Annotated in this window: 22 protein-coding genes, 1 tRNA gene and 1 pseudogene; 3 read left to right on the forward strand and 21 right to left on the reverse strand. The window is 24.9% G+C overall.

The genetic code is table 4. The annotated features are described in order from the left end of the window. Positions 1–20: 20 nt before the first annotated feature. From AACK97_RS05380 to AACK97_RS05480, 21 genes are all read right to left on the reverse strand, one after another. The gene (locus AACK97_RS05380; protein ID WP_338967150.1) at positions 21–1,253 is read right to left on the reverse strand and encodes a hypothetical protein; all 1,233 of its coding nucleotides are present in this window, start codon (positions 1,251–1,253) and stop codon (positions 21–23) included. Between the two features lie 14 nt (positions 1,254–1,267). Then, positions 1,268–2,197 carry a 16S rRNA (cytosine(1402)-N(4))-methyltransferase RsmH gene (gene rsmH / locus AACK97_RS05385; RefSeq protein WP_338967151.1) on the reverse strand — a complete coding sequence of 310 codons (930 nt, stop codon included), beginning with the start codon at positions 2,195–2,197 and terminating at the stop codon, positions 1,268–1,270. Beyond that, on the reverse strand, positions 2,197–2,649 hold the full coding sequence (gene mraZ, locus AACK97_RS05390; RefSeq protein ID WP_338967153.1) for a division/cell wall cluster transcriptional repressor MraZ: 453 nt from the start codon (positions 2,647–2,649) through the stop codon (positions 2,197–2,199). Before mraZ ends, rsmH begins: the two co-directional genes overlap by 1 nt. A gap of 141 nt (positions 2,650–2,790) precedes the next feature. Further along, positions 2,791–2,970, reverse strand: a complete 180-nt coding sequence (gene rpmF, locus AACK97_RS05395) for a 50S ribosomal protein L32 (protein WP_338967155.1) — start codon at positions 2,968–2,970, stop codon at positions 2,791–2,793. Further along, entirely contained in the window at positions 2,970–3,482 is a 513-nt protein-coding gene (locus AACK97_RS05400; protein ID WP_338967156.1) for a hypothetical protein, read from the reverse strand. The genes rpmF and AACK97_RS05400 overlap by 1 nt, the downstream gene beginning before the upstream one ends. Next, positions 3,451–5,040: an MATE family efflux transporter gene (locus tag AACK97_RS05405; RefSeq protein ID WP_338967158.1), complete on the reverse strand. Its 1,590-nt coding sequence runs from the start codon at positions 5,038–5,040 to the stop codon at positions 3,451–3,453. The genes AACK97_RS05400 and AACK97_RS05405 overlap by 32 nt, the downstream gene beginning before the upstream one ends. Positions 5,041–5,070: 30 nt before the next feature. Next, entirely contained in the window at positions 5,071–7,482 is a 2,412-nt protein-coding gene (gene pheT, locus AACK97_RS05410; protein WP_338967160.1) for a phenylalanine--tRNA ligase subunit beta, read from the reverse strand. 18 nt (positions 7,483–7,500) lie between these two features. Continuing rightward, a complete protein-coding gene (pheS, locus tag AACK97_RS05415; RefSeq protein WP_338967162.1) occupies positions 7,501–8,538 on the reverse strand; it encodes a phenylalanine--tRNA ligase subunit alpha in 1,038 nt (345 codons plus the stop codon). 159 nt (positions 8,539–8,697) lie between these two features. Then, positions 8,698–10,122 carry an MFS transporter gene (locus AACK97_RS05420; protein ID WP_338967165.1) on the reverse strand — a complete coding sequence of 475 codons (1,425 nt, stop codon included), beginning with the start codon at positions 10,120–10,122 and terminating at the stop codon, positions 8,698–8,700. 40 nt (positions 10,123–10,162) lie between these two features. After that, on the reverse strand, positions 10,163–11,242 hold the full coding sequence (locus tag AACK97_RS05425; protein WP_338967166.1) for an NAD(P)/FAD-dependent oxidoreductase: 1,080 nt from the start codon (positions 11,240–11,242) through the stop codon (positions 10,163–10,165). Positions 11,243–11,502: 260 nt separating this feature from the next. After that, positions 11,503–12,249 carry an RNA methyltransferase gene (locus tag AACK97_RS05430; protein ID WP_338967169.1) on the reverse strand — a complete coding sequence of 249 codons (747 nt, stop codon included), beginning with the start codon at positions 12,247–12,249 and terminating at the stop codon, positions 11,503–11,505. Between the two features lie 24 nt (positions 12,250–12,273). Then, positions 12,274–12,356 (reverse strand) — tRNA-Leu (locus tag AACK97_RS05435). A gap of 93 nt (positions 12,357–12,449) precedes the next feature. After that, positions 12,450–13,754, reverse strand: a complete 1,305-nt coding sequence (locus AACK97_RS05440) for a hemolysin family protein (RefSeq protein WP_338967172.1) — start codon at positions 13,752–13,754, stop codon at positions 12,450–12,452. A 109-nt stretch (positions 13,755–13,863) separates the two neighbouring features. Continuing rightward, positions 13,864–14,463, reverse strand: coding sequence for a hypothetical protein (locus AACK97_RS05445; RefSeq protein WP_338967174.1), 600 nt, complete (start codon positions 14,461–14,463; stop codon positions 13,864–13,866). A 141-nt stretch (positions 14,464–14,604) separates the two neighbouring features. After that, a complete protein-coding gene (locus AACK97_RS05450) occupies positions 14,605–16,098 on the reverse strand; it encodes a VWA domain-containing protein (RefSeq protein WP_338967177.1) in 1,494 nt (497 codons plus the stop codon). Positions 16,099–16,116: 18 nt separating this feature from the next. Then, positions 16,117–17,616 carry an AAA family ATPase gene (locus AACK97_RS05455; RefSeq protein WP_338967178.1) on the reverse strand — a complete coding sequence of 500 codons (1,500 nt, stop codon included), beginning with the start codon at positions 17,614–17,616 and terminating at the stop codon, positions 16,117–16,119. A 17-nt stretch (positions 17,617–17,633) separates the two neighbouring features. Beyond that, positions 17,634–18,293, reverse strand: coding sequence for a hypothetical protein (locus tag AACK97_RS05460; RefSeq protein WP_338967180.1), 660 nt, complete (start codon positions 18,291–18,293; stop codon positions 17,634–17,636). Further along, complete coding sequence (locus tag AACK97_RS05465; RefSeq protein ID WP_338967182.1) at positions 18,293–19,387, reverse strand: hypothetical protein; 1,095 nt, start codon at positions 19,385–19,387, stop codon at positions 18,293–18,295. Before AACK97_RS05465 ends, AACK97_RS05460 begins: the two co-directional genes overlap by 1 nt. A gap of 4 nt (positions 19,388–19,391) precedes the next feature. Then, the gene (locus AACK97_RS05470; protein WP_338967184.1) at positions 19,392–19,925 is read right to left on the reverse strand and encodes a hypothetical protein; all 534 of its coding nucleotides are present in this window, start codon (positions 19,923–19,925) and stop codon (positions 19,392–19,394) included. Positions 19,926–19,985: 60 nt separating this feature from the next. Continuing rightward, complete coding sequence (locus tag AACK97_RS05475) at positions 19,986–20,579, reverse strand: hypothetical protein (RefSeq protein ID WP_338967185.1); 594 nt, start codon at positions 20,577–20,579, stop codon at positions 19,986–19,988. Between the two features lie 65 nt (positions 20,580–20,644). After that, positions 20,645–22,171, reverse strand: a complete 1,527-nt coding sequence (locus tag AACK97_RS05480; protein WP_338967186.1) for a hypothetical protein — start codon at positions 22,169–22,171, stop codon at positions 20,645–20,647. A 240-nt stretch (positions 22,172–22,411) separates the two neighbouring features. Between AACK97_RS05480 and AACK97_RS05485 the strand changes: the two genes are divergently transcribed. The 3 genes and pseudogenes from AACK97_RS05485 (at position 22,412) to AACK97_RS05495 (ending at position 23,983) form a co-directional block, all read left to right on the forward strand. Further along, positions 22,412–22,552 carry a helix-turn-helix domain-containing protein gene (locus tag AACK97_RS05485; protein ID WP_338967188.1) on the forward strand — a complete coding sequence of 47 codons (141 nt, stop codon included), beginning with the start codon at positions 22,412–22,414 and terminating at the stop codon, positions 22,550–22,552. A gap of 73 nt (positions 22,553–22,625) precedes the next feature. Next, positions 22,626–22,949, forward strand: a pseudogene (locus AACK97_RS05490) (helix-turn-helix domain-containing protein); the annotation flags it as partial. Positions 22,950–23,038: 89 nt separating this feature from the next. Then, a complete protein-coding gene (locus AACK97_RS05495; protein ID WP_338967193.1) occupies positions 23,039–23,983 on the forward strand; it encodes an IS30 family transposase in 945 nt (314 codons plus the stop codon). Position 23,984: the final 1 nt, after the last annotated feature.

Consider the following 23,984-nt stretch of genomic DNA (forward strand, 5'->3'; position numbering starts at 1 on the left):
AATTAAACCGGCAAATATTACTAATACTTATGAACATAATCTAACTTATGATTCTTAGGTATGTTCGGATATTGTGGTTCTCTACTTATTCTATCAATTGAAAATACTTTTTCAATAGTATTTTTGTTTAATAAGTGTTGATAATAAGCATTACCAATAAGTCCTGACCAAATTTCATCATTAGCACCAATAATATTAGAATTATAAAACCGTAATGATGCTAAATTACTATTTTTATTAATATAATTAACAAAACCAGCAATCTTCATTACTTCACCCAAAAACACAATTGGCAAATTTCTCGCTTTCAAAATATGTGCCAAATGCTCCGTAATTTTAATTAAAACTGCCTCAACACGACTAATAATAATATTTTTTAATGTTTGATGACTATACTCCAAATATTTCTTTTTCTCATAATCATATTTAGAGTAAATAATCTTATTATCCAAAAAATTATTATCAATATTAATAATTTTATGTAAATAGTCTTCAGCAACATCTCATGGACATTGCAAAGCATATTGTAAATCAGCAATAAGATTTTTAAACCCATAATCAATAATATTTAAATCATACAGTGTTTCTTTAGCAAAAATACTTACTTGCGTATTATCATAATTTCAATCAATAATAATTGCTCCCTCTTGTAATTCTTTGCGAGAAACTGTTGCTCAAGCATGACAAAAAGGCATTAAAACTAAAGATAACAACTCTAACTTACTATAATTTATTGCTTCTAAATGTGAATTATAAACTTCTTTTTTAATTGTATAGACTAACGAATTAACCGCAACACTTGTTGCTAACTCATCAATTGGCGGGTATGGTAGCTTTTTCTGGCCATTAACAATAAATTTATATGGTCGTGTCAAACAAATAACTTCATCATTAGCAAGAGAAATATTTTTACTCATTGCAATCAAATTACTAATATCTTCATTAGTAATCCGATGTTGTTTGCGATTAATTTCAATTATTGTTTGTCCCTGACGAATAGTTAAACCATTACTTACTAAATTCAAAGCCACGCGTTTAATTTGAATTGCTAATTGCAAATTAGCCTTTTTAACCATCATATTAATAAGTTTACCAACAATTTTAGGTTCTAATACAACACCATTATCACAAAAATTACCATTTTGCATATGATTAAACAAAACATTAAACTGTGATTTATGATAACTAAAAACCATAAATTTAATGCGTTTAGTATCTATTTCAATAACTGCATAAAGCTCTTGATTAATCACTAACAATACCTTCCTTAAATTTTTCTGATTGCCCTTAATTTAGCACTACGAGCACGAGAATTTTCTTGAATTTCTTGCTCACAAGGCGAAACAGCTTTTTTAGTTAATAATTCAAAACTAGGGTCCCATTTGATTGAGATTGGTAATTTAGATAATAATGGATCAAATTTAGGAACTACTTGTTCTTTAAATAATGTTTTAACAATCCGATCTTCCAAAGAATGAAAACTAATAACCACAAGCACCCCTTTTGATTTTAATAGTTGCAAAGATTGCTTTAACGAAACTCGCAAACTATCTAATTCATCATTAACGGCAATTCTTAATGCTTGAAATATCTTTCTGGCTGGATGTTTAGCCTTTTTTAAAATTTTCATTGGTAAGGCACTCTTAACAATATCAACAAGTTGTAATGTTGTTATAATTTTACTATTTTCACGATATTTTACAATAGCACGAGCTATTGTTCTTGCAAACTTTTCTTCACCATAAATTCATAAAATATTAACAATATCTTCAAAACTTCAATTATTAACAATAACTTCTGCCGATAGCGTTTGATTTTGATCCATTCGCATATCTAAAGGACCATCTTGATGATAACTAAATCCTCGCTCTGCTTCATCTAATTGTGGTGATGATACTCCTAAATCATAAATAATACCATCAACTTGTAAAATATTTCTTAATTGTAATTCTTTCTTTAAATGACGAAAATTAGTGGCAATAATTTCATAATTATGAAATTTATTTAATATTACTTTAGCATCAACAATTGCTTGTTTGTCTTGTTCTAAACAATATAATTTTCCAGTTGTTAACTTTTCTAAAATTTTCTCACTATGTCCTGCCCTTCCTAAAGTACAATCCACATAAATACCATCAGATTTAATATTTAATAAGTCTATGGTTTCTGACAATAAAACTGGTTTATGTTTTAACATTAATTTTTCTCCTCAATATTCATTATTAAATTTTGAGCAGATTGTTCTAAATTATTTTCAGCATTTACTAAATAATTTTCTCAGGCCTTAATGTCTCAAATTTCTATTTTATTAGCAAGTCCAATAATCATAACTTCTTTCTTAATATTAGCTAATATTAATAAATTTGCCGGAAGATTAATTCTTCCAACTTTATCAATATTAAGTTCTAAAGAATTAGCAAAAATTTGTCGTTGTAAGATACGACTATCCTTTAAACCTTCTGAACTTAATAAAATTTGCTCTTGTCATTTAATAAACACATCATACGCTCTTAATACTAAACAACCATCAAAGCCTTTAGAAATGACTACTTGTTCACCTAGTTTACTACGAAAGCGTGTCGGAACTATAATTCTGCCTTTATCATCAAGACTATGTTTAAATTGTCCTAACAGCATATTATAACCCACTTTCTCCCACTAGTAAACACATTATATTCCTAATTAACAAGTTTTTCAATAAAATTTAACACAATTTATTAAAAATTTTAAAAAAAGCACTGCTATTATAAGCAATGCTCTTTTTTTATCATTTGAAATTAAATACAAATTTTACTCACCAATTTTAACTGCTTCTTTGCCTTTGTAATAACCACATTCTTTACAAACACGATGGGGCTTAATATTTGCACCACAATTAGTACAACTAACTAATGTTGGATGTCATAACTTAAAATGTGTTCTTCTTTTCGCTTTTCTTGTTTTTGATATACGTCGAAACGGAACTGCCATTATTTATCCTCCTTAATACTTTCTAATTTCAATTTTTTTAAGGGCATTCAACGACTATCTTGTTCTAAAGAATTATAAACTTCTTTTTCAATAATAAATTGTCATTTTTTACCTTTCTTACATATTTTAACATCTTTTACTGTTAAATTGATAGGAGTTATTGCAAATATTTCATCTCACAAATACTTATCTAAATAAAATATTTTTTCATTAATATAGTTTAAATTACAATTAAAGTAATCAAAACCATACTCATCCTTTCAATTTCATTCATTAGTTCAACTAAAAGGTTGTAAACTTAAAGCACACAATAATGTTATCCTTACTGTCACTTGCACATCAATAATTAATGAATTAACTTGTGAGTTATAAATTATTGTCCCTTTAAGATGCGCATAATTAACTTCTTTAATATGACTATTACTAGCTCTTATCACTTCGGGATTAATCGTAATAACATTATCCAAATTAATAACTGGATTATTTTTTAAATAACTTTGTGAATATTCCACTACTCTTCCTCACTTTTTTTGCACTATTTAATTTTAAATAAGAACGATATTTTTTTCAAATCATAATTAATATTGGGATTGATATCAAAGCTGAAATTGGTGCTACCAAACCTAAAAATAAAAAATAATAATGAGCATTTTTAGTTACCAAAGCAACGAAATAACCAATAATAATACAAGGTATAAAAACAATTATTGAACGAAGCGCCGAAAAAAATAATGACATCTTAGGACGACTAATTGATTGATAAAAAATAATCCCAACATATGGCACAACAACTGTTGGATAAACTAAATAACTTAAGAAGAAATATCACCGATAAGTCGTATCAACATTAGAAATAAATAGACTTAACATTTCATTACCAAAAATACCAATAATTAATTCGGTAATTATTAATATTAAAAATTGCACTAAAATTATCCTTTTAAGAATATCCCAAATCCTTTGATAATCTTTAGCACCATAAGAATAAGATAATAATGCCCTTCCGCCTTGACTAACACCAATTAAAGGAGAATCAGTTAACGCAATTCATGGCGCAATCCCAGCAAATAATTGCACAACTCATGGAACAGTAAAACCCGGCCGAGGTAATTCACTACTTAACATTGAAACAAAAAAATTAGATAGTGCTGATGTCACAGCAACTGAAATATTAATAAATAATGGTGTCATTCCGATAGCAATAATATTATATAAAATCGTTTTTTCAATTTTCAAATCTTCTCAATAAATTTTTAACTTTGATTTCGGATCTAAATAGATAACTAATAATGCAAAAATAATATTTCAAAGTCACGAAATAACTGTCGCAATCGCTGCCCCTTCTAATCCTAATTTACCATAAACCATTAATACAATATCTAAAACAACATTAACAATTACTGAAGTAAAAATAATAATTGTTGCTCAAAAACCTTGACCTTCAGATCTTAATAAATTAATTAAAAAATTACTTAGTAATACAAAAAATAAAAAGAAAATAAACCACTTCGTATAACCAACTGCCAACTGCAAAGTAATTTTATATACTTCAGGATTTGTCATTTGCGAATTTTTTGATTGCAAAGCAATTAGCGGTTCATTAGTAAATACTAAAATTGGTGTTAAAACAATAGCAACAATAATCATTAAAGAAATTCCATTACCAATAGTTCGCGATATTAATGGATTATTTCTTTCCCCATAAGCAATACCAAACCTTGTTGATGTCCCAATAGCAATAAATAAACTAAAAGCTGTCAATAAACCAATTGTTGAAGAAGAATATTGGGTTGCAACATTAATAATATTTCGAGCTAACATTTGCAAATTATTTTGTTCAATTAAAGGATTATTTTCTAAAAATGTACTAATAACATAACTATCAGCAAATTGTAATGCTAAAAACTTATCAATCAAATTATATGTTGACATAATAATCATAATTATAACGGTTGGCAAGCACATAAAAAATATTGCTTTTCAAGGATTATAATTACGAATTACTATTTCTCTTTTTGTTAATTGTAATTCATCATCATTTTTAAAATTATCATTAATTATTGTTTTCATTTTTATACCTTTCTAGTTAATAAATAACGATTAGCGCACCATAACTTTTAAATCTTTCATTGCTTTTAAAAATAAATCATACTGCTCTTTTAAATCTTCATCAGTAAGTTGTTTTCTTGCATCATTAAAAAATAATCGTAAAGTTCAAGATTTTTTATCTTGACCAAGTTTATCAACATTTTCATACTCATTAATAAGTTGCAAATCAACTAACCTATTACTAATATTTAACAATGGCTTAATAATACTATCATAGTTTGTATCTTTATTAACTAAAAGCGACAAATCAAATCAAAAAAACATATTTCTAATAATTGTCTGATATTTAATATCGCCTTTAAAAAGTTCATTAATTAATGTCATATTTAATGAAATAATAAAATTATCATCTTTAAAATCTAATTCTTGTTGAATTTTTGGATGCACTTTACCAATTATCGCAATTTGCTGATTTTTTATTACAACATTAGCTTGTAAATGCGGATGCAAATCATCGTATGTTGAAGGAACATACTGAATATCTTGATCATTAAAGTTTAATTTCCGCAATATTCCTTGCAATAATCCCTTAGTATTAATGAAATCAACAGTAATTGCTTGTGATAAATAAGGAATATCCATTCATTTACCTTGCAATAAAATTGATAATTGTTGATGATGAAATTTTAAATCATCATAAATATCTTCATAACTATAAATTTTAATATCATTAATTTTTCGGAAATTATTATATTGGGCTATTGTTAACAACGAATTTACTAAATTAGTTCTTAAATACTGATGATTTAACGACATTGGTTGTAATACCTTAACAGGTTTTGTAACATTAAAAAAATTAAAACGATTTAAATTAATACTTGACTCTAAATTATAAGTTTTTGTTTCAAAAATATTTTGATTTAATAAATAACTAATAATTGTTTCTAAAATATATTTACTTCAATTTTTTTCTTTAGTTAATGGTATAAATAATGGCATTATATTAGGAATATTGTTATAACCATATCTACGAGCAATTTCCTCACTAATATCAGCCTCATTCATAATATCAAGACGATACTTAGGGACAGTAATTACTAAATCATCATTAATACCCGATTCCGAAATTAAAAACCCTAACGGTTTTAAAAATTCAATAATATCTTTTTTTGTTAAATCACTAATGCCTAAAATACTTTTCTGAATTTTTAATGATGTTTTTATCGTTACATTTTTTATCGCTAACACTTTATTATTAATTATTGGTGATACTTGTTTAATAGCTACAATTGATGTTAATAACTCTAAAAACCTTTGGATAGCAATTTCTAAATTATGCCCATTTGATGGTTTTGACCATCGTAATAAATTATTAGCATTAAGTAATGATAAATATCTTTTCTTTTGCTCATACATCTGCTTCTCATTTAAATGTAATGCTAAAACTACAAATTGTTTAGTTGCATTAATAATTTCATATTTCTTGTTAGTCATAACACCTAACACTTCAATAATATCATCACCAGCAATGACAAAATCTTGTAAAGATATCTCTTGGTCATTAACTTTCGTTTCTGCCATCGCTTTTTGAATTGATATTTCACTATTAATTTTTGAAAAATCATAACCTACTAATGGTTGTCCGGTTTCTCAAGAAACATAATTTAGTAAATCTTGAATTAAATTATTTGGACGAATATTAGCATAACAAAGTCTTGAAAATAATCACTTTGGCGTAACGACACTACTATCAATTAACACCGTAACATTTTTCATCGCTTTAACAAGATTATTATCAATTTTAATATCTAATGATAACTTATCATTAACTAAATTTCCTAAATGAGAAAAATCATCAGTTATTAACGATTTTAAAGGCAATTTAAAGAATGCTGCTATCTCGCGAGCTAATTCATAAGCACTTAAACAGTCACTACGATTATAGGTCAAATTAATAACAAAAGCAGTATCATTTTCAAAAATATAACTTAAAGGATTAGTATTACCTAATGGATAATTAACATCCTCAGGAAATAAATAAACCCCAACAGCATCTTGATTAGCTAAAACTTCCTTAGGGATTCCTAATTCTTGTAACGAACAAATCATTCCTAATGAAGGCTTATTAGCAATCATTCTTTCTTCAATAATCATGCCATTGGCTAAATGAGCACCAATTTTAGCAAAAATAACAAAACGATTTTCTTCAACATTATTAGCACCACAAACAACAGGAATCGGTAACTCTTCATTAATATCAACCATACAATACGATAACTTATCAAAATTAGCAAGTTTAACTTTTGATAATACTTTCCCAATAACAATATTAGTATTTAAAGTATCAAAACTAAAAACTCTTTCAACTTCAAAACCACTATCATTTAATGCTTGTTCAATATCTTCATTACTAATATTTTTTAAATCAACATATTCATTTAAAAATTTACGGGTAAAAATCATATATACGCTCCTATTATTCTAAAAATTTCTAAATTGCTTTAAAAAACGATAATCATTCTTATAAAAATGACGAATATCTTCAATACCATATTTTAACATTGCAATCCGCTCAATACCAATACCAAAAGCAAAACCTTGTAAAGAAGCAACAAGATTATTTTTAATAAAAACATTCGGACTAATCATTCCAGCACCTAAAATTTCTAATCACCCTGTATGTTTACAAATACTACATCCAATACCAGCACACTTAGTACAACTTACATCCACCTCAACTGATGGTTCCGTAAAAGGAAAATAACTGGGGCGCAAGCGCATTTTACTTTCTTCGTTAAATAAGCGTTTAATTAAATAATTTAAAGTTCATTTCAAGTTAGCAAAGGAAATATTTGGTGCAACTAAAAAACCATCAATTTGCATAAACTGATGACTATGCGTAGCATCATCATCATCACGACGATAAACATTACCAATAGAAACAATAGCTAACGATAAAGAAGCATCTTTATATTTTTCTAAATAACGAGCCGTAACATTAGTACAATGTGTTCTTAACAAATAATTACTATCTAAATAAAATGAATCTTGCATCTCACGAGCTGGATGATTTTTAGCTAAATTTAACCTTTCAAAGTTATATTCATCAGTATCTACTTCCTGTCCTTGCACAATTTCATACCCTAACTGTTCAAAAATTTCACTAATCTCACAAATAATTAAATTTAAAGGATGACGATTAGCAATCAAAAAACTATTCACTGGTAAACTAACATCAATTGTTTCTGATTTTAATTCTAATGCCAAATTTTTTTCCTTTAAAAATTTTTCTTGAGTTTCAAATAAACTAATTATTTCCTTTTTAAAAACATTAATCATCCTTCCTAAAGCAATTCTTGCTTCATTTTTTAAATTATGCATTGTTCCTAACAAAGTAGCTAATTGCGATTTTTTACCTAAATATTTTATTTTTAAAGTTTGTAAAAGGTCTAAATCTTGACATTCATTAACTTCCTTTTTTGCTTGCACTAATAATTCCTGTAATTGTTGTTCTGTCATTTACTTCACCCTACTATCATATAATAACTTGTTTAATTATAACAAATTCTATGTAAACCCTAATAAAAAAAGAAATTATATTTTAAATATAATTTCTTTTTTTATCTTTCTTTTATCACAAGTAAATATTAAATCTAATTATTATAATAACTATAAATTCTATTCATTTTCATTATCGTGATACGATTTATTTCATACTAATGATAATAATATACAAGCACTTACACCACAAACTATTAAAAATATAAAGGTTGTATCCCAACGATTGCTTAAACTTTGTAATCCCGAACCAATAACAACTTTAGATATCACAGCATCACCAAAATAACCAAATATCCCCGTAAAACCAGCAGCTGTCGCTACAACTCTTTTATTTGATAAATCCATCGCTTGCATCCCAATAAACGCAACTGGACCATAAATACAAAAACCAGCAATTCCCATAAAGAGAACAATTTGTCAAATACTTTGATATTGAGCTTGTCATAAACCAACAATTGATAATGTCGTAATAGCAATTGCTGCTATCATAATCGGTGTTAATCTTCCTTTAAATAATGTTTTAGCAGTAAATCCCATTAATATCGTTCCTGGAACTGCCATTCATTCAAAAATACTTCATAATCATTTACCTTGATTTTTAACATCAAAATTATGCTGTTCTTTAAAGAAAGTTAATGTTCAATCAGAAACACCATTTCTTAATACATATATAAATAAATTAGCAAAAGCAATAATTCACAAATTTTTATTTAATAAAACATATTTTTTAAAATAATAAAATCAAGTTTTTTCAACAAGCTTATTTTTATTACCATTAGCACTAACAAATTTTTTAACTTCAATATCTAATTTTTCAGGGTAATACTTTTTATAATGTTCTTCAACTGATAACAAACCTAAACTTTCTGGGCGGTCTTTCATAAATATACAAATTAATATTCCCCCAACTAAAGCAATAGCACTAGGCAAAATAAAGTAACCTGCAATACCAATATATTCTTCTAATAATGAATGCGATATTATAATTATTATCGCAATTATTGCTGTTCCAAAATTATGCGATGTATTCCAGAAAGTCATCCGCATTTGTTTTTCTTTCGGAATAAACCAATTAGTCATACTTCTAGCGCTAGCCGGTCATCCCATTCCTTGAAATCAACCAATTAAAGCCATTGAACTCATCATTAATACAATATTAGTAATATTAATACCAACCGTTCATCCCATTACAAAATTCATTAATGATGACAAAATTAAACCGATTCCTAAGAATCAGCGCGCATTACTACGATCACCAACAGAACCCATTACAAATTTAGAAACTCCATAACTAAGTCCCATTGCCATACCAACTAATGAATAAATATCTTTCGTCATTAAACCATTATTAATTAAATCACTTCCAGCAACACTTCATTGTCTTCTAATAAAATAATATAATATATATGATATTATTGCTATTCAAAATACTCGCTCTTGATGAGATTTAAAATATTTTTTAATTAAAAAATCTTCAGTTAATTGTTCTTTTGCTTTTGCTGGTTTCATAAACGCAAACATTTTTGCAAATCAAATTTTCATATTTTTTATTACCATCCTTAATAATCTTTATTAATTTTTATTAATTTTTATTTTTTAATTCTTTTTCTTGAATCATATTAACAACATATTTAGCAATCGCCGGACTTGCACTTAAACCAGGACTAGATATACCAACAACATTAATTCATTTTTCAGAACCCCATTCAATATGAAAATCATTTTTTGCTTCAATTGACCTTGAACCAGCAAACATACTCGTAATGTTAAAATTTAAATCAGGTTTTATTTTTTTCCCTGTTGCAATTAATTCCTGAATAGTTTCTGTTTTTAAAACAATTGTATTGTGATTATGATAATCATTATGATTTTCTGCTGTTGGACCAATAATTATTTTATTATCAAAGCTTGGAGCAACTAATATCCCCTTTCCTAAACTAGTTGGTGGTAAAAAATATATCACATCAATATTATCTTCATTTTCACAAACTAAATACTGACCTTTTCTTAATGACAAACTAAAGTTTTTTGTTTCTTCAATATTAAACTGAGCCCCATGACCAGCACAATTAATAATTAAATCAAAATCAGATGGGATAACATCTTTATGACCATCAAAAAATAATTTAGTTGTTAATGCCACAAAACTACAATTTTTAATAATTTTAATGCGATCATTATTTTCTCATTGTTTAAGCAATAGCGTTACATATTTCTTAACATTTAAAATATAAGAATCAACGCCTAATAAATATTTGCTAACATTTTTATTACTAGATGAATTTGCATTTAATGTTAACAAATTACTATTAATACCATTAACAATTCCTTGCTTTAAAAGCCGATCTAATATTTTAACATCATCTTCATTAAAACCCAATACTTGTGAAGGAGCATATTTTATAATCTCATTATTAGCTTTTTTATCCGCCAAATATCTTTTTTTTCAAATATTATGACCTTGCATTCCCAAAATTGCTTTTAAAGTTCCTGGTGTTGCGTCAAAACCCATATGAATAATATTTGAATTTAAAATTGATGTTTCGGAACAAACATCTTGATTTTTTTCAATAATTGTTATTTTATTATTAGATTGTGCTAATAATTCCTTTGCAAGTTCAAGACCAACAATTCCCGAACCAATAATTAATATTTTTTTCACCTTAACATTCCTTCTTTCCTTACTAACTAATTTAATATCTTAAAGCCAACTTTATTTTAATACGCTATAAAGTGAAAAAAACTTTTTTCTTTGAAACATTATTTCATTATTAGTTTATTATTTTAAAATTTTTATTTTTTTAATTAAACATTTAATTTATATATCGTGGTAGCAATAACAACCATATGCTATCTTCTTAACCATTTTTATTTAATAAGTTCCTCTCTAAGACATAAAAAAATGCAACTAAAAAAGTTACATTAATTTTGATTCATTATTTCATAAAGACTAATAGTTAAAGCATTAGCAACATTCAAAGATTCTACTCCATTTGATGTTGGAATATAAAAATTATCATCAATCAATGGTCATAAATGAGGATTTATTCCTTTACCCTCATTACCAAATAATAATGCTACTTGACTATTAAATTTTACATCTCGCAAACGATTATTAGCTTCTTTAAATACTGTACCATAAACTTTAAAACCTTTATCTTTTACACTAGCAATAATAAGTTCCAAATTAGTTTTAATAATATTTAAATGAAATATCGCCCCCATTGAAGTCCGAATTACTTTATCATTATAAATATCAACACTATCATTACTAATATATAATGTTTGAACATTAAAGGCAACACAACTACGAATGATGTTTCCTAAATTAGTCGGATCTTGAATCTTATCTAACATGACAACTAAATTTTTATCAACTTCATAGTTATCTAAAAAACTACAAACACCAATAATTGGTTGTGGGTTAACAGTTGTAGATATTTTTTTAATAATTTGCTCATTAACAACAATTATATTACTAAAATCTTCTATTTTATTAGCAATATCTTGTGTTGTTAAAATCATTAATAACTTATTTTGTTTCTTAGCCTCTTCAATTAAGTGAAACCCTTCAATAAGAAACTGTTCCTTTTCTTTACGATACTTGCTCTCTTTTAACTTGACTAAATCCTTAATTAATGAATTATCTATTGAATTAATTATTTTCATAACAAAAATTCTTTCTAAAATTAATGGTGCCCAAGATCGGACTCGAACCGATACGGATTAACCGATGGTTTTTGAGACCATTGTGTCTACCATTCCACCACTTGGACCTTATTTTTTTAATTATATAGTATTTTACTAAAAAATCAATATTTTCCCCAAGAAAATCGCCTATTACTTAATAATAACAGGCAACCAATTAACTATTCTCAATTTTCAGTTTTATTATTTGTTAATACTTCAATTTCAAACGAAGCATAAGAATTTCTTACTTTAATAATTCGGAAAATATAGTTATTATATTGAAATTCTGGACTTTTCTTAGTAATTTTTGCTTCACCGCTAATTTCACGATATCATTCATTTAATGACTTAGCATTTGTTACCGGTACTGATTCATTTAAAGTTTGAAATAACTTTTTTAACTTAATTGTTCCTACTACTTGAAATTTATGATGTCCAATTTCATAAATTTTTCCTGTTGCATCATGCTCATCATAAATTTCGCCAACTAATTCTTCAATTAAATCCTCCATTGTAATAATACCAATAAAATCTTTTTTAGTTTTACTACTTGTTACAATTGCTAAATGCATCTTACTCTTTTGCATTTTTTCTAAGGCAACACTTAATTTGGTATTTTTAGACAAAAATAACGGTTTTTGCAAAAGCGCTGGTATCGTTAATGATTCATCATCAAGAGTATTAATAATAATATCTTTAACATTAAGAATTCCCTTAACAACTTTAGTATTAGAATTTATTACAGGTACTCTAGTAAACCTCTTTTGCCGATATAAAGTCTTAATATCACTAATAGAACTATTGTAATTAATTGTTATTACTTTATCTCTTGGCTGCATTGCCACTTTAACAGTTTTTTCATCAAACATAATTGCTGAAGTAATTAAATGACGCTCTTGTTTTTCCAAAACACCTTCATTTTCAATAGTTTTTACAAGCTCTAATAACTCTCTTTCTGTTGTTGAAGGATGCTCTGATTTTAATTTAATTTTTGAAAACATATAAGCTAATGGGTAAAAAATTAACCGTACCACAACAATCACTCATGAACAACTAATAGCTAACCTTTCAGGAATTCATCGCGCAATATTTTTAGGAATAATTTCTCCAAATAGCAATACAATCACTAAAGAAAACATTGTTGATATTATTAATGATCAATATGTTGGTAAACCCAATTGATTATCAAAAAAGAAAGTAACAAATGTCGCTAAAGCAATGTTAACTAAATTATTAGCGATTAACAGCGTTGTAATCGTAATACTATAATCTTTAACTAAAAGATATACTCTTTTAGCTTTTTTTGCCTGTCTTTTATTAGTTTTTGCTAAATTTTTAATCCTAATAATATTAATTGAGGTTAATGCTGTTTCCATTGCTGAAAAAAAAGCACTTAAAAATAATAAAATAAATATTGTTGGTGCTAACCAAGATAATGTAATTTGTCAACTCATATTAAAAATAAGCCAATCATCAATTTCCACTAGTTATTAATTCCTCCTAAAAGATAGTTTCTTTAAATATGGATTATAATTATAACATAAAAAATCCATTGATATTAACTAATTCTTAATATATATCCTACACTAAATTTTATTCCTTAACTTTATCTTCATAATATTTTTTATTATAAGAAGAACTTTTAATTTGCTTCAATTCTAAATTTTGCGAAATGATATTACCATTTATATGAGCACAGTCCAATGCTTTTTTTAATTTTTGTAAACGAATTTTTAATTTATCAACTGCAATTAATAATTGTTCTTCTTGATTAATAGAATTTTCTTTATTTAAAGCATATTTAATTTGATTTAAATGTTGTTGTTTATTTTGCAAAAATTCTAACAATCACTCATAACATTCATAAGTAATGCCAATTACAAAAGGAATAAAACCAATAAAAACCATTCAAACATTCATAATTTTTAATCCCCCATTAATAACGCTAATAATCGTAATAACACAAATTATTAAACTGACACAAATTAGTAATATCAATGATGCTAATCGTCAATAGTGATGATCATTTTTCATTCAATAAACAAAAGGAATAATTGCTAAAGAAAATAAAAATCCTCATAACAAAAAAGTTATTAAAGCTACATTTGATGATGAAGTTAATGGCGAAAGACTTAAAATATATGCAAGATTAATTTTTAATAATTGGTTACTATTAGAATTATCAACAATCAAAACACACAATGGTAACGAAAATAATAATAATATGCACCCACAAAAAGTTAAACTAAATGATTTTTTAAAAAGTATTGCCTTAAATTTTATTCACATTAATTAATTCCTCTTTTTTCTAAAAGATTAGATCTTAAATATTTTTTATTCACTACTTTTACTCCTAGTTTTAATTTCTAAATCCGCAATAATATCATTTTTAGTAAAAGGATTTTGCGGGTCATATATTCAATTATTATCAAAAAATCTTGTTATTTGTTCATTTCCATTATTACCAATAGTTATTGAATGAAAACGATTATGATTATTATGAAGTTCTTGAATTTGATTAACTAGTTTTGATGATAAATCAATTGTTAAAAAATCACTAATAATTAATACATCAGCATTTTGATATTTTTTATGATTCATCACATTAATAGTTTGAACAATAGCAAGAGTTATATTCGTACTACTATGAAATGAATGTGATAAAAATTTAACTAAAGTTTTTAATGATGATTTAACTGTCGTTAAATCAAATACTTCTAACGAATCAGAAAAATTAATCATATAACAATCTCGCCTTTGTTTTAAAGCAAGTTTAACAATTGCTAAACTTAATGCCTTAGCAATATATTCCGGTTCACCACGCATTGAAGCTGAAGTATCAATACACAAAATAAATGGTCCATCAGTTTCTGGAAGTGGATGATTACTTTTTACTTTTGTTATTGTTTCAATAGTAACTACATCATTAGAAATAAATTCAAATGTTGATAATTTTTTTTCAACAAATTTTTTATAAAAAATTGGTTGTAAATTAGGAATATTTAAGTGAACTAGTTCCATTGGTAATAAATGTTCTAAATCAGCACTTTCGGTAACCCCAATAATTTCTTCTGGTCATTTACTAGCAGGACGAATTTCATATTCAATATTAATCTTTTCAGTAATTACCGCTTCTAATTTATCAGATTGCCCTTTTAATCGTCCTAATAATTTAGCAATTGTCATAATTGCCGGATCAGACTGCAAAAAATTTGCCAATTTTTGTAATTGTGTTAAATCTAACTTTTCAAGTTCTTTAACATTACCATCTCAAAAACGACCAAAAAAATTTCAAATAAATCCATATAAACGACGAAATTTTTTAACAACTTCAATGCGGTCATATACTTCGCGTAAATATTTTTTTCTTAATTCATTAATTGATGCTAATTTAAAATCAATAACTCGCTTTATTAATAATTGTTCTCAATTATTAATAAAATTTTGAAAAATAAGTTGTAAATCTTTCGTTTTATCATTCAAAAGATAATGATAGTAATTCATTTTCATTACAAATGGTGATAACACTTTTTCTAAAGTAAAATATACTTTTTCATAATTATCTTTTAAACCTTTAATGCCATTTTCACGAATTCAATAATATAAATAAATTTCTTGTTTAATGTTAACCGATAATGATTGAGAAATAATTTTTGATTCAATTTGACTCGCATAAAAATGATTAATCTCATCATCAAATGCTGTTGCCAATCATTTAAAATTAGTTTTAAAAGTTTGAAATGATGTTATATTTTTATCAACTTCTTTTAATCGTAAAATTTGCTTTTTTAATTCTAAATCAATAGCATTTTCTAAAAACTTTATCATTTGTAACAACTCTTTTTCTTATGAATCAATTTGTAAAATATCAAATTTTTCTTCATCAATAGTTTCTAAATCATTAAAAGCAACATCTAGAATCATTTTATACTGTTCATCAAAAAATATTGCTGATAAAGAACATAAACGGTCTTTTTCATTTTTAAAATCTTTTGTTAAATTTTTAATTTCTTTTTCCGTTTTATCAACCTCTTTTGTTATTTTTGTAACTTGATTTAAAGTTGATTCTAAATCTTCAATTTCAATCGGATAAACATTTTTTTTGCTATCAATTAACTTATTATCGGTATGATAAGATAAATTAACTTTAATATGACGATTTAATTGATTTAAGGTTTTCCCAAAAGATAATTTAGCAATTTCAAAACCATCAAAATTTTTTCTAATTTTTTGATAATCAGTTAATGAAAGAAAACAAATCGGCAAATCTTTATTTGTTACTAATAAGCGATGATAATTACCAACTAATTGACCTTTAAAAGGATTAGTATATACTGAAAACTTAATATTTTCTAATTGAACTTTATTTAATTGTTCATTTAATTTATCTAATCGATTTTCTAGTTGTTCTTGTTTTTCTTTTAACTCATATGTTAATGCATTAGTATAAACCTCATAAAATAAACTAGCATATTCTTTTTGTTGTTCTACTGTATCTCAAATACAATGAACAATAATAATTCAATCTGGTTTATCAGTTTCAAGACGAGCATTAAAAAAAGCTGATGCTTTCATCAAAAAAGCAATCTTATTTCAACGACGATCAGAAATATATACTTTACCTGCAGTTACTAAATATAATTTTTTCCGGAACCGAGAAATAAACTTTAATGATAAATCTGATAATTTTACTTTAGCAATTTCTTGTAACCAAGTATTATACTCACTATTAGTAATTTGTAATTGTTCATCAACAATAACATCTAATTTAGTTGCTGATTCAATCATAGCATTAAAATTTTCTTCATTAGCAATACCGTGAACCACATAACGAATAATAAAGCGATCAAATAATGCTTCTAATCCTTGATTAACTTCTGGCAATTCATTTGATGCTGATATTAATAATTTTAATGGTACCTTATAGTCCTTCCCCGCATTACGAAATATTTTTTCATTAATAATCGTTAACAATGTATTTTGAATTGAAGGGCCAGCTTTTCAAATTTCATCCAAAAATACAATATCCGCACTTGGCAAATAATTTGTTGTTAACCGCCGATAAATACCATTTTGTAAATCAGTTATTGAAATTGGTCCAAAAATTTCTTCTGGCGTTGAAAAACGATTCATTAAATTCTCAAAAACATTGGCTTGGCAAAATAAATATTTCATTCGTCGTGAAACTAACGACTTAGCTACGCCTGGTTTTCCCAAAAGAAAAATTGATTCACCAGTTAACATTGCCAATGTTGCCAATTTAAAAACATTTTCTTTCTCAAAAATACCAACTGATGCTTGTTGCATTAACTTTAAAATTCGTTGCCTAAGTTCTGTATTTGCCATTATTTTTCTTCTCCTTTTTATTCAACACTTATTTGTTGTTTAATATCATCAGCTTTGACAATTAACATCGCAGCACCAACAATTCATATTACTACTAAAATAAAAATCATTGTTAAATAAATTGCTAAATTAATCGCGACAAATTTAAAACTAGAAAAAACTACTAAAGCCATCACAATAAAAACCATCATTATTAAAAAATAAAAAACAGCAAAAATAATATATGCCACCGCTCAACCAAAAATAGTGCCCGCACGCCGACAAACGGCCATAGGAATAAAATATAATAATGAATATAATGCCGATAAAGTTAAAAAAATTATTCCAATTGTTTTATCAAATGATACTTCTAAATCTGTAATAAATTGAAAATTTAATTGATCAGCTAATAATAAAATTGATTGCCCAAGAATATCACGACCAAAAAAATACGAAATAACTACTAAACAAATTTGTGCGAAAATAATTAAAATCCGAGCACCTCTTTCCGATTTCGAATCTCAATACATTTTTCGTTGCGACAAACTATTTTGTAGCGGATTAACATATTGAAATCGTTGTTCATCTAATTCATTTAATTTCTCAGATGGCGCTGAAGCATTATATTCTTGTTCTAGTTTATCAAATTCTGGGAATTGTTCACTAAAACTAAATATTTTTTTTTCTTTTGATACCATTATTTAACTTCTCCTTTATTCATTTTTAAATTCGCAACATTGTCAGTCTCAGATTCAAAAATAATAATTTCTTGTGGTTGAAACTTCAATTTTACTTCTAATTGCTGATCATTAACAGTTAATAGGATTGTTCCTAAAAAACTTGGTGGTAAACTAGGGTTATTATCAATTTGTTTTCTTCCTTCATATTTAGGTAATTCCTTAATATTAAAATTAATATTTGTTTTTGATAAATTAATTTGTAAGTTTCTTAGTTTAATATACAATAAATTTTGTTTATTAAAGCTAAAATTATCTAACTGCTTTAAACTACTAATATATTGTGTATTATAGTATACCTTAAATTCAAGTTGATTTTGAAAATCTTGATAAATATAATTAACATCATAATTACAAATTTCAAGAAAATGATTATTTATAAAATTATTTAAATTAAAAAAACTAGGGAAATTTTTAACATATTTTTGGATTAATGTTTTTACATCAATATTATTTATCTCATAAGTAAATAAAGATCTTTTATTTAAAATTATCGGTTTTGGATGTTCATCAGTATATATAACTATTTGATATAAATAATTAATTTTTAAATTATACCAATAGTTATTATGACTAAGATTAACAACACCATAACTATTCATATTATGTCTAACTGGCAAAAATTTCAGATACTTAATTTCCTTTGCCTCATAAAAAAACTTTAAACCATCTTTTTTAATATTTAATTTATCTAAGAATTCCTTTCTTAAACTATAATTAAATGAAGATAAACTATTAACTAGTGATCGTTCATTAAATTCTTTAACAATTGAATTTGCTAAATCTTTTGTTAAAAAATTTTGTTCATTAGATTTTTCAGCAACAAAAAATTTATGTTCTTTACCAAATAAGAAAATATTGTCAATTTCTTTTGAAAAATTAATACAATCTTTATTATAGGGATTATATTCAAATACCCAATCATAAGCTTTAAAAAAAGTAAAACCAATACTAGTAATAATAATTAAAATTGAAAAAGAAATTGATAATTTTAAATAAAAATTATTACTAATCGTTATTTTTTTCTTTTGTGATTTTTTAACTTTTTTTGTCATTATTTTACTCCAATTTTATTTTATTATCATTTTTATATTCAAAAGATAACTTTAAAATTTTTTGATATTTTATTTCCTTAAATAAACAAATGGTACTAACTTCTAAAATAAGAAAATTTAAATTAAAAATAATAAAACTAGTTAATAATCATTGTGGTCAATAATTATTTAATAAACTAATCGTAAAAACTATTAAAAAATAAATTATTCATAAAACAGCAATTATGATGACTCATATTTTCAAAAAATTTTCTTCTTTAACTTTTAACATTACAATAAGCGTAATTAATGTTAAAACTGCTGTCAAACCACAACTACTTAGTCCTAAATAATATGAATTTTTAAAAAAATTTCTATCCGCTATTAAACCAATAATAAATTTATCAATTTGCAAATTTTGTCCTCAACCAAAACCAATGAAATAACTTAAGCATAAAAATAAAACAACATTAATAATTATTAATAACCGCAATGTTATTTCTCTTTTAGTATTTCATCAAACTTTTAATGTTGGTTTTTTTATTAATTTAAAACTCACTTATATCACCACTTTTCATCATCTTTTATAACATTTTAAATTTAATGTTCAAAATAATATTTAAAGAAAATAACTTTCAATAATTGCTTTTTCTAAATCACGCGACAGATTTTTCACTTTCCTTAATAACAATAGCGCTCCGCTTATTAATAAAATAAACCCCACAATACTTAAAATAATACTATTATTTAGTCCGATATTATAAATTCTTAAATAAATACTAAATGCAAAAATAAGACAAAAAATAATAATACCAGTTAAAATAAACACAATTGACCAACTTTTAATACTAGCAATAGTTTTGCACACTAATAATGGAATAATAAAAAATAATGACGATAATAACGCCATAATCGTTGAAAAAATAAATATTATGGAAATAATAATCATTCTAACTGTTATTGTGACTTCACTATTAAAATCTAAAAATCATTTCGCATAATTAATAGCATTTAAAAAAATAGTAACAATAAATAAAACCTGACTTAAAATTAATATTAATCGTGCCATTATTTCTAAAAATGAACCATAGTAAATTCTTGTGGCATTAATATCTTGCTTTAAAGTAATAATGCGATTATTACTTTGATCTAATCGTTTTTTACCTAATTCATAAATATCATTACTTTCATTTAAATCATTTCTATTTAACATTTTTAACCATTCTTTCATTATTTAATAACACAATATTTTTAGCAACAACACTAACAATAATTTCTCTAAGCAAAAAAACTAATTCCCATTAAAATAATTTCTTCATCATTAAACCCAATAATATTCACAGTATATTTGTAGGCATTAAAATTAATCTGCTTAATTTCAATAATGTTTAACTTCCTTTTTAAATTTAATAAATTAAGATAATGATTTTCCGATAATATTGGTAAACTAACATCATCAATAATATTAAATTTTTTATTAGTTACAAGATAATTATAAAGATAATTATAAATTCCTTTTTTTACTCTATCTTTTCAATTATCATTTAAAAATTCTCAATCTTGAATTTTCTCTAAAACAAGTTTTGGAAATGAAATAGCAAAAGCAATATATTCAGCAATAGTTTTGTTGCGCTTCTGTTTCAATCGATTCGTTGAACTAATTAATAATTTCTGACTAGCAACTTTATTAGTATAATGATTAGTTACAATAAAAGGCTGAATTGGCAATTGCTCATAGGATTCATATAACTTATCAAGTTTAATATTAGTACTAATAAAATAAATATAAATTACTAAATCAGAATAATAAATTTTATTTTCTTCAATAAGAACTTGTGATGCATCATATAACTTTTCTCTAAAAGTATCTCAATCATTAATACTAGCACACTCATTAAGACATTGTGTAGTAATTATTGGTTTAATCTTAATATCATTATCAAACTCAATTGGATTTGCAAAAATAAAATCTCTTAATGAATCATTTACTTCGCGATAAATTTCTTTTCCTAATACTTTATCAGTAAACAATACCCGTTCACTAGTTAAATAACCAGTAGTAGCATTAGTTATATTATTTTGAGAAATTTGCTCTCTAGACCCTTGAAATGAATAAAAGTCAAAATAATTTTTATAAAACACATTTGTATTAATAATTTTTAAATTAAACGATAGTGAAAAAATATTAGCATTAACAACTTCATAAATATCAGGCCGATTAATCTCATATCTTTCAATATCTTTAACTAACACTTTTTTTATTTTCACATCATCTTGAATAAAACTATTATCAATTTCTTTACTATTTTCAGCAGTAAGATATTTATAACGATAATCAAATTTTTTATAAGTTTTATTATTTGTCTGTAAAAATTTATTATTTTGAACATAATTTTTAAAATATTCTAATACTAAATTCTCTAATTCAATAAGCCGTAAACTTTTAAACTTATCATAGTTTTTAACATTAATTTTAGCACCATCTAAAAGTAACCTATCATTAACAATCCCCGGTGCTGAATCATCATCAGGAATTGGTTTAACAGTTAACCCTTCACCATCATCAGGATTAAGAATTTTAGGACTAATATCGGGAATTTTTTTATTATTAGTATCTTCTAAACTAATAGCATTGGTAAAAACACTAACCATATCTAATGTTAATAAATATACACCTGGAATAATTATCGCAATAACTGTAAAAGTTAAAATTAATCCTAATCACAATTTATTTTTACTAGCAATAGTTACTTTTTTAGTAATCTTATTAATATTTTTTCAATGGTTAGAATTTTTTTTAATCAATATCATTTTCTCCTTTCAAAAATTATTAATAGTTTTTAATTTTATTCAACATTTACTTTTTAATTTTATATTTTTTATCAATTTAATGCAAATAATAACAAAATAAAATTATCCATTTTTATTTATTTAATAGCTTAATTATACTTGTAAGTGCAAGTAAATAAAATTGCAAAAGATTTCATATAAAAATTTCATGATGCTAAGTTTATTTTAGAAAAAGTAAATTTAAGGAGTTTTTATATGGGATACAAACATCTTGGCATAGCTGAAAGAATTTATATTGAGAATCAATTGAAATTTAAAGTAAAAATTAGTGAAATAGCTAAAAATCTTAATCGAAGTATTAGTACTATTAATCGAGAAGTTAACCCTGAAATGTAAAATTAAAAAGGACACTTATATAAAAAACAAATTGTGTTAATTCTATAATTAAGAAAAGAAAGGAATTAGCACAATGTATAAGTATCTGACTATTGAATCAATAATAGCAATAAAAGAATATAAAAGTTATGGATTTTCTATTCGTAAAATAGCAAAAGCAATTGATTATAGTAAATCAACTGTACACAGAGTTTGTAAATTATTAAATCAAAACTTATTACCATTAGAAATATTGAATCAAGTTCAAAAAAATAAACAAAATGCAGGTAGAAAATTAATAATTTTAACTTTAACAGAAATTAATACTATCAATCATTTGTTAATTACTAAAAATTATGCTCTTGATATAATTGCTGATTTTTTAAAGAAAAATAAAATGCTGAATTATACTTGTAAGTGCAAGTAAATAAAATTGCAAAAGATTTCATATAAAAATTTCATGATGCTAAGTTTATTTTAGAAAAAGTAAATTTAAGGAGTTTTTATATGGGATACAAACATCTTGGCATAGATGAAAGAATTTATATTGAGAATCAATTGAAATTTAAAGTAAAAATTAGTGAAATAGCTAAAAATCTTAATCGAAGTATTAGTACTATTAATCGAGAAGTTAATAGAAATAAAGATAATAATCATTATTTTTCATTAATTGCACAAAATAAAGCAGAAAATAGAAAACAATTACATGTTTATTTTCATAAATTTAAAAATAGAGAATTAGTAAAATATGTACAACAAAAATTATTATTAGGTTGATCGCCTGAACAAATTTATGGCAGAATTAAAAATTTTCATCAAGAATGAATTATTAGTTTTAAAACAATTTACAATTGAATTTATTCTGGATTACTTGAAAAGGTTACTAGTAAAAATTTAAGAAGAAAAGGTAAGAAACGAAAATCTCAAGAAAATCGGGGTAAATTTAATGGTAAATCCATTAAAGAACGAAATGTTAATAATCGCATAACTCTTGGCCATTGAGAAGGTGATACTGTAGTATCATCACGAGGTAAAAGTAAATCATGTTTAATAACTTTAGTTGAAAGAACATCAAGATTTACTTTAGCAATATTAGTTGAAAATAGAACTACTAAAGTTATTAACAAAAATATTAGTCATTATTTATCAATTCTTCCAAATAATCTTGTTAAGACTATAACATTTGATAGGGGTAAAGAATTTGCTAATTGACAACAACTTGAAAAAAATTTAAATGTGAAAATTTATTTTGCTGATGCATATTCATCTTGACAAAGAGGTACTAATGAAAATACTAATGGTTTAATTAGAGAAAAATTTCCTAAAAAATTTAATTTTTCAAACACTACTAAAAATGCAGTTCATAAATTTATATTGTCTTTAAACCAAAGACCAAGAAAAATACTAAATTATCTTTCGCCAATCGAATATTTGGTTAGAAAAATAATTTAGT

Origin of the sequence: Spiroplasma endosymbiont of Lonchoptera lutea (genome assembly GCF_964019715.1) — a bacterium.
Lineage (GTDB): Bacteria > Bacillota_I > Bacilli_A > Mycoplasmatales > Nriv7 > Nriv7.